This is a genomic window from Luteolibacter sp. SL250, from assembly GCF_026625605.1.
Lineage (GTDB): Bacteria > Verrucomicrobiota > Verrucomicrobiia > Verrucomicrobiales > Akkermansiaceae > Luteolibacter.
In genome coordinates this window covers 1,187,113-1,200,539 of sequence record NZ_CP113054.1, presented here as the reverse complement: position 1 = coordinate 1,200,539, position 13,427 = coordinate 1,187,113, and the positions used below count along the sequence as shown (strand labels likewise).

The window sequence follows — 13,427 nt, the reverse complement described above, 5'->3', positions numbered from 1 at the left end:
CGCCATGGAAATCTGGCTCATCAAGGACGGCGAAAAGTCCGGCCCGTTCCACGACTACGAGATCCGCCGCAGGATCGGCACCGGGGACCTGGAGGCATCCAGCCCGGCATGGCATGAGGGCCTCCCCGCCTGGACCACGCTCTCCGAGATCTCCCTGTTCCGGGATGAGTTCATCAAAAAGCCGGAACCGGTGGAACCAACGCCGCAGCCGGGGCCTCCACCCCTGCCTCCAATCCCGCCGGTCGTCCTTGGGAAACCGCGCATCCTGCGCCGCTTCTGGGCGCGCTGGTTCGACATCTATCTCTATGTCGGCATCTGGTGGTTCCTGATGTGGCTCACCGGCCGCAACATCGAGGCCCTGTTCACCAATCCCATGGTGGCGATGACCCGTCTCGTACCCTGGTTCGTGATCGAGACCCTGCTGATCCACCGCTTTGGCAGGACCCCGGGCAAGTGGCTGCTCGGACTGAAGGTAACCAACCTGGATGGCTCCCACCTCACACTGGGTCAGTCCACCCGCCGCGCGCTCCGGGTGTATTTCATCGGCATCGGCTTCGCCATCCCCTATGTGTTGCTGTTCTGCATGGCGCTGAGCGCATTCACCACGAAACGCATCGGCGCTCCGGTATGGGATCACGTCGGCAAACACCGGGTGGACCCGAAACCGTTCGTGGCATGGAAGGTCGTGACGCTGGTGTGCGCCTTCTTCGGTGCGCTGCAACTCCAGTTCGGCGTGATCAGTCCGGTGGTCATGAAACTGATGGCCAAGGACCTGAACACGGAGCAAGGAAAGCCGCTCAAGGAGATGCTGGAGAAGAATCCCCCGTGGTCGCTGCCCCGGCGGGACCAGTGACGCGGCTCCAGCGCCGCACCTCGAACTCCGGGAAAGTCTCCACGGTTTCCCAAGCGGGAAACTCCGCCTCGAATGGCGCGAGCCGCGTGTCCCCGTCGTAGCTCTCCGCCACATGGCTCACCAGCCAGTCGTCCAGCAACGGGGTGAACGCACGGTAGATCTCCGCCCCGCCGATGACGAACACACGCCCGTCCAGCCCGGGCAGATCCTGTAGTTCCTCTGGGGCATGGATCACCTCCACCCCCTCCGCGGACCATCCGCGGTCCCGGGTGAGGACGATGTTCCGCCGCTTCGGCAGCGGTCTGCCGATGGATTCGTAGGTTTTCCGCCCCATGACGATGGGGTGGCCTGATGTGGTGCGTTTGAAAAATTTCAGGTCCTCCGGCAGGTGCCACGGCAGGGTGCCATCCTTTCCGATGACCCGATCCGCCGTCATCGCCACCACCGCTGTCAGTTGCACGCTCATGGCCTCCATGCTCAGATCGCGACAGGGGCCTTGATCGCCGGATGCGGGTCATAGTTGTCCAGGCGGAAGTCGTCGAAGGTGAACGCATCCAGGTCCGTGATCTCCGGGTTGATCCAGAGCTTCGGCAGCTTCCGCGGCTCGCGGGAAAGCTGGAGCTGCGCCTGCTCCAGGTGGTTCTGATAGACGTGGACGTCGCCGAAGGTGTGGACGAAGTCACGGGCCTCGAAGCCGCAGACGTGCGCGACCATCTCCGTCAGCAGCGCATAGGAGGCGATGTTGAACGGCACGCCGAGGAACAGGTCCGCGCTGCGCTGGTATAGCTGGCAGGACAGGCCGGGCTTTCCGCCATCCACCGGTTCATGGACGTAAAATTGGAAAAGGAGGTGGCACGGTGGCAGGGCCATCTGGTTGAGCTGGCCGACATTCCACGCGGAGACGATGTGGCGGCGGGAGTGCGGGTTGCCTTTCAGGCCGTCCACCAGCATGCGGATCTGATCGACGGTGCGGCCGTCGGCGGTCGGCCAGGATCGCCATTGCCTGCCATACACCGGGCCGAGGTCGCCGTTCTCATCGGCCCACTCGTCCCAGATGGTGACGCCGTTTTCGGTGAGGTAGCGGGTGTTCGTCTCCCCTTTCAGGAACCACAGCAGCTCGTGGATGATGGAGCGCAGGTGGAGCTTCTTGGTCGTCACACAGGGGAAGCCCTCGCGGAGATCATACCTGGCCTGCCTGCCGAAAACCGAGATGGTCCCCGTCCCCGTCCGGTCGGCACGGTGCTCGCCGTTCACCAGGACATCCCGCATGAGTTCCAGATACGCCTTCATGGCGCGCAAGGTAGGCAGGGGCGGGCGGATTGTCCATGACCTACCTTACTCCCGTCAGAGCTACCTAATGCCGGAAGCTCAAACCGGAATTTGAAAAAGGATTATCACAATCGTAGCGCAGCGGAGATAGGCGAACCGGTTTCTGAAGACTGAGCCAAATTGCACTGATTTACTGATGCAGACCGGGAAGTATTGCCAAAAGGCCATCCGTTCCTCTCTTCAAATCAGTGGAATCAGTAAATCAGTGGTTTCAGGATTCTCCGGCAGGAAATCCCGCGTAGTCCCGGCATCCGGGTGAACCCCGCAATGGATTGACACCCCGCGCGGCTCCCCCCCACTCTCGCCGCATGTCACGCTTTGCCAACAAAACCGCCGTTGTCACCGGAGGCGGCCGGGGAATCGGTCAGGAAATCGCCCGCGCGCTCGCCGCGGAAGGCGCGAAGGTCGCGGTGGTCAGCCGCAGTGAATCGAGCTGCGGAAAAGCCGCGGACGAGATCAACGCGGAGTTTCCCGGTTCGGCGAAGGCCTACGCCGTGGACGTGGCGGACCACACCGCCGTCCAGGAACTGGCGAAGAAGATCAGCGAGGACTTCGGCACCGTGAACATTCTGGTCAACAACGCCGGTGTCACCCGTGACGGCCTGCTCATGCGGATGAAGGAAGAGGACTGGGACACCGTGCTGGACACGAACCTGAAGGGCGCCTTCAACACCGTGAAGGGCTTCATGCGCGTGCTGATGAAGGCGGAGGACGCCCGCATCATCAACATCGCCTCCGTCATCGGCCTCATCGGCAACGCGGGCCAGGCGAACTACTCCGCATCGAAGGCCGGCCTCATCGGCTTCACCAAGGCCGTCGCACGGGAACTGGCGGGCCGCCAGGTGACCTGCAACGCCATCGCCCCCGGCTTCATCACCACGGACATGACCGACGAGCTGCCGGAAGCCGTGAAGGAAGCCGTGATCGGCAAGATCCCGCTGGCGACCTTCGGCAACACGAAGGACATCGCGGAAGCGGTGGCCTTCCTCGCCAGTCCGTCCGCACGCTACATCACCGGCCAGGTGCTGGCGGTCGATGGCGGGATGACAATGTGAGGTGGCGGTGCCATATTGGAGGATCATGGAACTCATCATACTGCGCCACGGGAAAGCGGAGGACCACCATCCATCCGGTGACGCAGGACGGGAACTGCTGGAGAAAGGCCGGATCCAGTCACGGGATGCCGGCCACCTCCTGAAATCCTCCGGCATGTTGCCGGAACTGGTGTTGTGCAGCCCGCTGGCGCGTGCCCGCCAGACCGCGGACGAGTTCTGCGCCGCCGCCGGACTGCCCGCACCCACGGTCGTCCCATGGCTGGCGGCGGGCATGCACCCGGACACCGCGCTCAACGAACTGACGGCCTACCGTGAATTCGGGCGAGTGGCCGTCATCGGCCATGAACCCGACCTCTCCGAACTGATCCAGTGGCTGCTGGGCGCCCGCGGCAACGCCATCGAGATGAAGAAAGGCTCGCTCGCCTGTGTCAGGGTCCATCCGCCTTCCAAGCACGGCACGCTCATTTTCCTGGCCCCTCCAGCCATCGTCGGGAATCTCTGAGGCCCCTCACTGGTGGCAGGTCCATGGGACGCCGTCCGTGGTGAACGGAGGATCGTTTTCCTTTGGGGTGATCTGCCGTGGCTTCACCTGGAACACCGGCAGGGCGATCTGCCTGCCGTAGCGGTCATCCACCATGGGGTAGGTGGCTCCCTTTTTCTCGATGAGCAGCCAGGCGGCGAAGATGTTTCCCGGATACTCGCCGATGAGGATGTCCAGATCGATGGGCTGGTCCTTCTTCGCCTCGAACCAATCACCGCGCCTAAGTTCACCGGCCCAGGCTTTCGTGTTTTCCTTGGGATCCTGCTGCCGCCATTTGCTGGTGTTGGCCGTGCCCATGTAGTGGGAAACGAGGACGGTCCGGCCATTCACGCCGACGGCCATCACGTCGTCCGATGCACCGACGAAGCGGTACGTGCCGTCCTCCGGCGGGGAGACCTGCGCCTTGTAGATGACGAACCAGCTCATGGGCTGCACGACATCCTTCAGGTCGAACGCCTCCGGGGCGGCCCCGGCGCTCATGGTGGGGATGAAGACGTCCGTCGCATAGACGGGCTTCGTCCCGCGGAAGAAGCGGCTCAGCACGTTCTCATCCCAACCGCTGTCGAGGAACTCGCCCAGGGTCTGGAGGTAGTTCACCTTCACCGGCTGGCGGCGCTGGTTCTGCTTGAGGTCGTAGAAGATGCCGATCATCGCCCCGGCGGATTTCTCCGCGGAACCGAAGACGGAACCGGCCTGTTCCGCGGCGGCGGCACCGCCGCAGAGGAGGGCCATGAACACGGCGGTGGCGCGTTTCATCATGCGGGTCAGCGGTATTGTTGCCAGGTTTCCGAAGCACGGGAGAACGGCGGGTACTTCCCGCGGTCCTTGTCCGGGATCTCCATGGGGGCGAGCTGGAACACAGGCAGGATCGGGTGGCCGTCCTTGTCCGTCTGGTAAGTTTCGCCCTGCTTCTGGTAGAGCAGGAAGGCGCAGAAGTCACCGCCGGGGCGCTCGCCCACCAGCACGTCCAGATCGACCGGTTCGTCCTTCTTCAGTGTCACCCATTCACCGTAGATGAGTTCACCGTTGAAGGCTTTCGCGCCCTTCTTTTCATTCGTCTGCCAGACCTTCTCCAGACGCATGTCATGCCGCGCACCGATGCAGACGGTCTTGTTGTTCACCGCCACGGCGATGGCGTCATCCGCATAGGCGACGAAGCGGTAGGTGCCGTCCTCCGGCGGGGACACCTGCCCCTTGTAGTGGATGACCCAGCAGGACGCCTTCATCACCTTGTCCACGCCGTACGCCTTCGGCGCGGCTCCGGCATCCATGCCGGGGATGAAGATCTGCGTGGAGTAGAGCGGCCGGGTGACCCGGAAAAACTTGTTCAGCACCACCTCATCCCAGCCTTTCGCCAGGAAGTCCTGCACGACCCCGGGATACGTCTCCGCGGTGATCTTCGACGGCTGCATGGACTGGGTCTGTTTGAGATCATAGATGATCGCGATCAGACCGGCCGCGTCTTTCTCGCTGGAGCCGAAGAGGCTGGAGTTCTCCTGCGCGGAAATTCCCGCCGGGGCGAGTGCCAGCAGGGATGCGAGCCATGCCGCCCCGCACCATCGCGATTTCCGTTCTGTCGTCCGTGTCCTCATCATGTCGTTCATCACTCCTGGTTCGCCGCCTCCGCCAGATTGCGGATGTATTGCTGGACCATGGCCTCGTACTCGGTGGGTGCTTTTTCCTGCTGCAGCAAGGAAAGCGCCTCACGCTGGCCGCCGCCGCCCTTTGACACGGCGGACACTCCGGAGGTCTCCTCCTTCTGCCTGCCCATCGGGCCCGCAGGGCCGTTGGTGTCCTGACGGGAGGAATCACCCTTGTTCTGCTGGTTGGCCTGCTGCTGTTCGCCCTGCTGCTGCCCCTGCTTCGCGGCAAGCCGGTTGGCGGCGCGCTGGAGACCGGTGAGCGCGAGGTTCGCGTTGCCCTCCGCCCGGTCCAGGTTCCACCGGGACTTTTCCTGATCCTGCTTCGAGCCGACACCGATTCCTTCCTCGGTTTTGGCAATCCCCTCGTCCGCCTTTTTCAGCTCCTCCTGGACGAATTTCTCGACCGACTCACCCGCCTTCGCCACGTCCTGCTGCGCCTGATCGAGCATCTGCTGGGCGCTGTCGAGCCGCTTCCTCGCATCCGCCTGATCACTGCCGTCCCGGAGCTGGCGTTTGGCGAGTTCCATCTGGTTCTTCGCCTCCATGATCTGGTCGACCGCGTTGGAGATGGCCTCCTGCTGCTGGCTCATCTCTTCGGAAGACTGCTGGCTGTCCTGACCCTGTTGCTGCTGCGCCTCGTTCCCGGCAAGGGCGTCCGCCTGTTGCTGGAGCATCTCACCGGCCTGTTCCAGTTTCTCCGCCACGGCCTTCTGCGAATCCGTGGCCTTCGCCACGTTGTCGATGTTCTCCATCGCCTGCTTGTCACGGATCTTCTCGGCAACCTCGGAGGATTCCTGCTTCGCCTGCTCCACTTTGGAAGCGGCGTCCGGGTTGAGTTTCTGCAGGCTCTCCTCCGCCAGTTCCATCTGGTCGGTGAGCTTCTCCTGCTCCTTGCGGACGGCCTGCTTGTTCTCATTCCCCCAGCCTTCCGTCAGCTTCTTCGCAAGCTGTTCCTGCTTGTCAGCCAACTGGTCCATTTTCTCCGCCAGTTCGCGGGACTGTTCCTCCGCGGACTTCCGTTGCTGGAGGTTCTCCGTCATCTGCTTGATGTTCTTGAGCAGCTCCTCCTGCTGCTTCACGGCCTCGGCGAAATCCGTCTTCACGCTTTCCGCCGCCTGTTCGGCCTGGTTGCGGATGAGGTTCTGCTCGCCGTCCTTCAACGCCTTCTCAAATGCCTCCTTGTCCGGAGACTCGGACTTTTCCGCGAGATTCTTCAGGGCGTCCATGGTCATGGCGATCTCCTTCTTGATCGCTTCCTGCTCGGACTTGCTCATCTCCCGCACCTGCAGGAGTTCATGCTTCACTTTCTCCGGCTTGTCGCCGGTTTCAGCGAGGCGCTTCGTGTCGCGCAGGTTCGCCATCTGCCGCAGGGCCAGGTTGTCCAGCCGCTTCTGCATTTCCGCCTCCTCCTTCTGCAGGGTAAGGCGGTCGGCGACCGCGCGGAGCAGCGCCTGGATCTCCTTCTGGCCGCTGCTGGCCTCGACCAGCTTTGCCTTCGACTCGTCCAGCGTCTCGATCCGGCTGGCCTCGCGGAGGATCTTCACGACGGCGACCATGTCCTGCTCCGTGACGACATCGAGTTCGCCCAGGGCCTCGGTGAGTTTTTTCAACTCCCCCGATGCCGCCTGGTAGCGGCTGAACTCCTCCAGCAAACCCGCCATCTCACCTTTCAGCCTGCGGGTCGTCGCACGGAGCTGCTCCTGGGAGACGCTGGTCTGGTAGGCCGTGGTCTGCACGGAGCGTTCCTTTTTCTCCTGCGCCGCCGCCGGGAGGGCGGAGGCGATCAGGCCCGCGAACAGGAAATGGGTGGCGATGGGACGTTTCATGGCGGTGGTTTTCTGTCAACGGATGGAGTCATCCGTTTTCTCGTTCATTCCTCGCTGCAGTTCGTAGAGCTTCTCGATATCCTTCGCACGTTCACCGAGAAGTTCGAGCAATTCCGTGCGCTTCTGTTCCTCGGAAACGACGCGGATGATCTTTTCCGCGCTGCGGTTGGTGGCCACGGCTTTCTCCGGATTGTTGTCCTCCGCCTCGATCCAGCAGGTGATCGTGCCACCCACCGGAACCACGGGGACCAGCAGCCCGAGGTCCCACACAAAGGTCCGCGAGAACGACTTTTCCGCCGGATCGAACTGCATCGGGATCTGGCCTTCCTCGGCGGACTGGACGTCACCGCCGCCGGTGGGTCGGAACACGCGGTAGCAGAGCGCGACGCGCCGCAGTCCGAAATCATCCCCCACCCGGAACACGAACGGAACCTTTTCCCCCGGGATCACGGTGACGGTTTCCTTCTTCGGCTGGCTGACCAAGACGGACGGAGGACGGTCACGGACCAGCTCCACCCGATACACCGGATCATTCACCGATACCTCACCAGACTCTCCGGTGAGATGCACCGACATGGACTTCCAGCCGCTGTCCGGAACTTTCAGCTCCGTTTTCAGGCTGGATTTCGCGTCTCCGGAAATCCCGAGCGGAAGGACATCCGGCACGCCCTTGATCTCCAGCACGGCGGACTGCAGGGCCTCGGATCCTTCCGCGCTGATCTTCAACAAGGAGCCCTCCAGCAAACGGAGGCTTGAAGGGGACATGACGGTCTCCGGCAGGCCGGTGTGCTTCGGATACACCTGGGTGAATGTGATCTGTTGCAGCACGGGGGGGATCCGCACCCCCACGCGGTGTTCCGGGCCGACACCATCATGAAGTTCGAACCGGTAGCTGAATGCCTCCCGCACGTTCCGCACCGAAAACTGGAAAACGCCCTCTTCCGTCCGTGACGGGGAAACCGGGATATTCTCCACCGTGCCATCCGGATGGGTGACAAGCAGACGCCCGGACTGAGGCACCACTCCCTCCGCCTTCGCGGAAAGAGCGGCGTCCGTGCCCGCGACCACGATCATATCGCCGGACAGCTCCACCACCTTCGTCTCGTCCGGAAACACCGTCTTCGAAAGCAGGATGCGCTGCACCAGCAAGGGTGAGAGCGGCAATCCCCACGCGAAGCATCCGGCGGCGGCGAGCAGGACGGCCACGCAAATCGCGGCGATCAGCTTCAGGCGGCCCGTCTTCACCACGCCGCGCGCGATGTCACCCTTCTCCGCTTCATGGGACACATCCGCCAGCAGCTTCTCCACCAGCGGGCGGGAGCCGGATGGGAAATCCGAGCCGCGCTCGGAGAACTCGACGGCGGAGATGAGCGACGTTTTGAAATCCGGCAGGGTCCGCTCGACCAGCAGCGCCGCCTTCCTGCGGTCCAACCGGCGGCACAGGGGCACCAGCACGAAGAACCACAGCAGCACCAGGGCGATGACACCGTTGAGCGCGAGCAGCACCGCCCGCGCGTTCCATGACAGTTCCAGCCAGCGGTCGGCCGTGGCCTGGAGCACCCACGCGGTTGCCACGACGGCCAGCAGGAGAAGCGGGAACTCCGCCACGCGCACCGCCAGCCAGCGCCGCCGCACCGCGTCGAGCGCGCGGGCGAGGCCGTGGGGCAGAGGGAGTGGTGATCGGGGAGAGCTCATGTCATTTCAGTTGCGTCAGCCGCCGCAGCAGCCATTCGAGGAAGAGGAATCCGAGCAGGGCGGCGAGGAACCATCCGTTGTGGAACAGGTCCAGCTTTTTGAAGGTGGCGATGGTGGCGCTTTTCGCGGCGATCCTGTCCGGCAGCCCGGCGAGATCCTCCTCACGGAAGAACTGTCCGCCGGAGATCTCCGCCATCGACTTCAGCAGCTTCTCATCCAACGCGGTCTGCGTGCGCTCCGGGCGGGAGTCGATGACCTCGAACTTCACGATGCCCTCCGGATCCCGGGTGGTGGCGAAGCTGTAGCTGCCGGGCGTGGTGGCGGTGAACTCACCACGGAATGCGTTGCGGTCGATGCCGTGCAGCTCGAACGGTTCCTCGACCGTCTTTCCGCCGGACTCCATCTTCACGGTGCCTTCCAATGTGGGCACCAGCAGCGGCTCGAAGCCCTCCGTGTAGGCGTTGCCGGAGATCACCACCGTGTCACCGATGGAGTATTGCTTCCGCTCCGACTTCAACTGGGTGAGCGATGACGCGCCTTCCAGGAGCTGCAGCGCCAGTGTCTGCATGATCTGGCCCCAGAGGATGGAGTAGTACTTCTCACCCGTGCGGCTGCGCCAGCGGTAGGTTTCATCCGTTCCGAAATAGACGCACTTGCCGGAGCCGTAGCCCTGCATCGCGAAGACCGGCAGGAGTCCGTAACGGCCGGACTTCTCCGGGCGGGGATCGACCAGCAGGACCTCCGCGCCGGGCTTCACGCGGGCGACGGGGGCCGTCCAGCGGACGCCCGGAAATGCTTCCCAGATGCGCTTGTTCTCCTCCGGATCCGGATCCATCTGGAGATACGGGGAGTCCTCGCCGATGCGGCTGAGCTGGAGCTGGAACGGCTCACGCTCGCGGACGGTCGCGGCGTCCCTGGAGAGCATCGTGTCCGGAACGACCGGCAGCAACGACTCCAGCGGAGTGCCCGCATACGCGGTGGGGTTGAAATTCGGCCCGCTGAGGAAAATGATGCCGCCGCCGGCCTGCACCCACTCCGTGATGATCTGCATCCGTTCCTCCCCGAGATCCTCCGGATCGACATCCCCGAGGATGATGACCTGGGACTTGAAATAGGCGTCGCGGGATTCCGGAAGGGACGGCAGGAAAGGTGAGTTCTCGATCTGGTCGAGCCCCGGCTCACCGTCGATCATGACGCACTTCACCTCCAGCCGTGGATCCCGCTGGAGGTAGTCGAGGAGGTAACGGAAGTCCCAGCGTGGCTCCTGCTCGATGAGCAGCACGTTGAACTTGCTGTCCGTCACCCGCACCAGGGCGGAGGCGATGTTGTTGTCCTTGCCCGCTTCATCCGCCTGCACCGGGATGGAGATCTCCAGCTTCAGCTCACCGGCCGTCTTCGGCTCATAGGTGAAGGATACCTCCTGCTCCCTGTCCCCGCCGATGGTGATGTCCTTGCCCTCCACGATCTCCCCGTTCGCGATGAGGCTGGCGGTGACGGTCTTTTCCTCCATGCTCCGGGAAACGATCTTTCCGCGCACTTCCAGTTTCTCCGAAACGAAGGCCAGCTTCTGCGCCACCACCTCCCGCACCTGCACGTCCCGCGGTGATGTCACGCCGACACCGTAGATGAAAAGCGGCACACCCTGCTCCTTGGCGATCTGCGCGGCCTCAATGGGCGACGAGCCGCCGTTGTTCGCACCGTCCGTCACCAGCAGCACGCCACCCGCAGGCTGCGGGCGCGGCTCCTGCAACACCTGGCGCACGGCCTCGCCGATGGCGGTGGCGCTTTCCTCATACTTCAGCCCGGAGAAAATCTTCGCGGCGTCATCGCGCTTCAGCTCGCCCTCCGGCGCGGCCACCCGGGAGACATTCCTGCCGAACTGGTGGAAAATGAGATCCGACTGTTCCGACAGGCGGGGCCACAGATCCAGTTTCTGGCTGGCCGCAATGCCTTCGAGGATCTTGTTGCGGGGCACACCCGTCTGCCGCGATCCGGTGGCGGCCTCCGCGCGCTCCAGGTCCTCCTTGCTCTCCCGGCGGTCCTCGAACTTCATGCTCTCCGAGCCGTCCACCAGCACCAGCAGCGGCTGGCGCACCGGATCATGCACGGTGAGGTTGAGGACCGGTTTCGCCAGCAGCGCGGCGAGCACCAGCACGGCGGCGATGCGTAAGAACGCCATCAGGAACTTCCTCCAACGCGGGGCGGAGCCTGCGAATTTCCAGTAGGCGAATGCGGTGGCAAGCGATGCCACCACGAACAGTCCGAATGCCAGACCGGGCGAGATGCCCTCGAAGCTCACGCGCCATTCCGTGGCGGCCAATGTGGGGAAGATGGCTTTCATACGGACCGGGTGTGGCTGATGCGATGGGCCATGATTGCTTCCACGACGAAAATGGCGGCGACGATCCAGAGGAGCATCGTCCAGAACTCCTTGGTGACGACGGAGCGGGTGATCTCCGTTTTCTCCGTCTCCCCTCCCGCGTTGGCCAGTCCGCTGATGATCTCCGGATCCACCTGGCGCAGGTCGGACTCGGCGGGGTCGATCTGGACGGCGAAGGTGGCGAGCAAGTCGTTGCCCACGCTCACCTGATAGATGCCCGCCTTTTCGGTCGCGGCGTAGCGGATGAATGCCTGCTTGTCATCGGACACGACCTGTCCGGCGGTACGGCTGGAGTCACTGCCGGGACGGCGGACGGAGAAGTCGCTGCCCTTCCATTGTTCATCGACCGGCTTCCGGAATGCCTCGCCCGGGGGAAGGATGAGCCGGGATTCGTTGCGGCGGTTGAGGTGGCCCATCAGGCGCTGGAGGAACGGGACAAACGCCGGATGCAGCGGCAGGTTGTTCCACTCCGGCGTGGCGGTGCTGTTGAAGAGGACGACGTTCCCCTCCCCCACGGTCCACTCCACCACGGCCGGTTCGCCGTTCGCCAGTTGGGCGATGACACGCGGCGCTCCGGTCTTCTTCACCGTGAGCGGGAAGTGCCGGAAGAACTTCACGGCTGACAGGCTGCCCTGCGCGGAGTCATTCCACAGGGCCGTGACCGGATGGTTGAAGGCGGTGTGCTGGAAGGTCTGCACCGCCGCGCCTTCCGCCTCTTCCGTGGGGATGCCCAGCTCCGCGGGCAGCAGTTCCTGCAAGGCGGCGTTCGATTTCCAATCCTCCGGATTTGTCTGTGGCCCGGGGAAGATGACCAGATTGCCTCCCCGCTCCACGTAGCCCTTCAAGGCGACGGTGACACTGGAGGAAATCGGACCGGGATTGCAGAGGAAGATGGACTGCGCCGCGGTGTTGTTGCGGTTGCCCAGTTCCGCGGGCAGATCCGCGATGGACGTTGGCACGGCGGCGAGGAAGTGACGTGCCATCTGGTCCGAGGAGAGGGGCACCAACGCATTGGCGACGAAGAATCCGTCACGGTCCATGGCGGGCACGGAGGGATTCTCCTCCGCCACCAGCACGTTCATCTGGCTGACCACATCCAGCGCGGCGACACGCTTGTTGTCGGCGGCGAAGGCATCCGGAGGGATGCTGGCCACCAACGACTGCGGCCCGGCATCCGGAAAGGAAATGATCACGCTGGCGGCCTGCCGGGTGCCGGGTTCGATTCTTGCGATGGTGGCATCCGCCATCGGCGGCCCATCACCGATGGCCAAGGTGACCTTCAGGTTTTCCACGGCGGTGGTTCCGTAGTTGCCCACCTCCACATGGAAGCGGCATGGCTGGCGTGCGGCCACCACGCCGCCGTCCGCGCGGAGCGCGACCAGTCCGACATTGTCCGCCGCCTTGTCCCCGACGATGACCGTCTTGATGCGGATGCCGGGGTTCTCCTCCGCCAGCTTCAGGATCTCCGCGTTCTTCGCCCAGCCGCCGGCCTGACCGTCCGTGTAGATGAGGATCTCGCGCGGCCTGCCGCTGATGGTTTTCAGGCTTTCCACCGCCAGTCGCACGGCCTGCGCCAGATCCGTGCCACGGTCGCTGGCTTCCGCCTCCGAAAGCATTTTCCTGACCAGCCCCAGATCAGGTCCGGGCTTCGGCACCAGTGTCTCGGTGCGGTTGGAGACGAGGTAGAGCGCGGCGAGCGACTGGGAAGGCTGTTTGTCCAGCCATTTGCCGACTTCCTTCTTCGCCTGATCGAACAGAGTCGTGGCTCCCGCGCTGCGGGTCATGCTGGCGGAGTTGTCCAGCAGGATGACGGCGGCCACGGCCTCACCGTCATCCGCGCCACCCTTGACCAGGGCGGTGAGGACGGGACGGGCGAAGGCGAGCACGGCCAGCGCCACCAGCAGGCAGCGGAGGATCAGCAGGATGAGGTCCTCCATCTTCACCCGCTTCTGGTTCTTCTGGATGCTGTCCAGCAGGAACCGCATGGCACCCCAGTCCGTGGTGCGCACCCGGAACTTGTTGAGAAGGTGGATGATGATCGGGACTGACACCGCGGCCAGACCCGCCAACATCAATGGCTGGAGGAAATTCATGGCAACGGAGCG

General features: G+C 63.7%; 11 protein-coding genes. 3 read left to right on the top strand and 8 right to left on the bottom strand.

All coding sequences use genetic code 11. The annotated features are described in order from the left end of the window. Positions 1-4: 4 nt before the first annotated feature. Positions 5-853 carry an RDD family protein gene (locus OVA24_RS05335; protein WP_267674156.1) on the top strand — a complete coding sequence of 283 codons (849 nt, stop codon included), beginning with the start codon at positions 5-7 and terminating at the stop codon, positions 851-853. On the opposite strand, the gene OVA24_RS05330 is transcribed toward OVA24_RS05335, so the two are convergent. Beyond that, entirely contained in the window at positions 798-1,319 is a 522-nt protein-coding gene (locus OVA24_RS05330) for a dihydrofolate reductase (protein WP_267674155.1), read from the bottom strand. The two genes, OVA24_RS05335 and OVA24_RS05330, sit on opposite strands and share 56 nt — an antisense overlap. 11 nt (positions 1,320-1,330) lie before the next feature. Then, positions 1,331-2,143, bottom strand: a complete 813-nt coding sequence (locus OVA24_RS05325) for a thymidylate synthase (RefSeq protein WP_267674154.1) — start codon at positions 2,141-2,143, stop codon at positions 1,331-1,333. Between the two features lie 347 nt (positions 2,144-2,490). On the opposite strand from OVA24_RS05325, the gene fabG reads away from it, so the two are divergent. Then, entirely contained in the window at positions 2,491-3,237 is a 747-nt protein-coding gene (gene fabG / locus OVA24_RS05320; RefSeq protein ID WP_267674153.1) for a 3-oxoacyl-[acyl-carrier-protein] reductase, read from the top strand. A gap of 25 nt (positions 3,238-3,262) precedes the next feature. Then, the gene (locus OVA24_RS05315; protein WP_267674152.1) at positions 3,263-3,739 is read left to right on the top strand and encodes a SixA phosphatase family protein; all 477 of its coding nucleotides are present in this window, start codon (positions 3,263-3,265) and stop codon (positions 3,737-3,739) included. A gap of 6 nt (positions 3,740-3,745) precedes the next feature. On the opposite strand, the gene OVA24_RS05310 is transcribed toward OVA24_RS05315, so the two are convergent. The 6 genes from OVA24_RS05310 to OVA24_RS05285 are packed head-to-tail and all read right to left on the bottom strand — an operon-like array spanning position 3,746 to position 13,415. After that, the gene (locus tag OVA24_RS05310; protein WP_267674151.1) at positions 3,746-4,537 is read right to left on the bottom strand and encodes a PA14 domain-containing protein; all 792 of its coding nucleotides are present in this window, start codon (positions 4,535-4,537) and stop codon (positions 3,746-3,748) included. 5 nt (positions 4,538-4,542) lie between these two features. Then, entirely contained in the window at positions 4,543-5,373 is an 831-nt protein-coding gene (locus OVA24_RS05305) for a PA14 domain-containing protein (RefSeq protein ID WP_267674150.1), read from the bottom strand. A gap of 8 nt (positions 5,374-5,381) precedes the next feature. Continuing rightward, on the bottom strand, positions 5,382-7,247 hold the full coding sequence (locus tag OVA24_RS05300) for a hypothetical protein (protein ID WP_267674149.1): 1,866 nt from the start codon (positions 7,245-7,247) through the stop codon (positions 5,382-5,384). A gap of 15 nt (positions 7,248-7,262) precedes the next feature. Beyond that, entirely contained in the window at positions 7,263-8,942 is a 1,680-nt protein-coding gene (locus tag OVA24_RS05295) for a hypothetical protein (protein ID WP_267674148.1), read from the bottom strand. Position 8,943: 1 nt separating this feature from the next. Continuing rightward, positions 8,944-11,283: a VWA domain-containing protein gene (locus OVA24_RS05290; RefSeq protein WP_267674147.1), complete on the bottom strand. Its 2,340-nt coding sequence runs from the start codon at positions 11,281-11,283 to the stop codon at positions 8,944-8,946. After that, positions 11,280-13,415 (bottom strand): N-terminal double-transmembrane domain-containing protein, encoded by a 2,136-nt coding sequence (locus tag OVA24_RS05285; protein ID WP_267674146.1) that lies wholly within the window; start codon positions 13,413-13,415, stop codon positions 11,280-11,282. The genes OVA24_RS05290 and OVA24_RS05285 overlap by 4 nt, the downstream gene beginning before the upstream one ends. Positions 13,416-13,427: the final 12 nt, after the last annotated feature.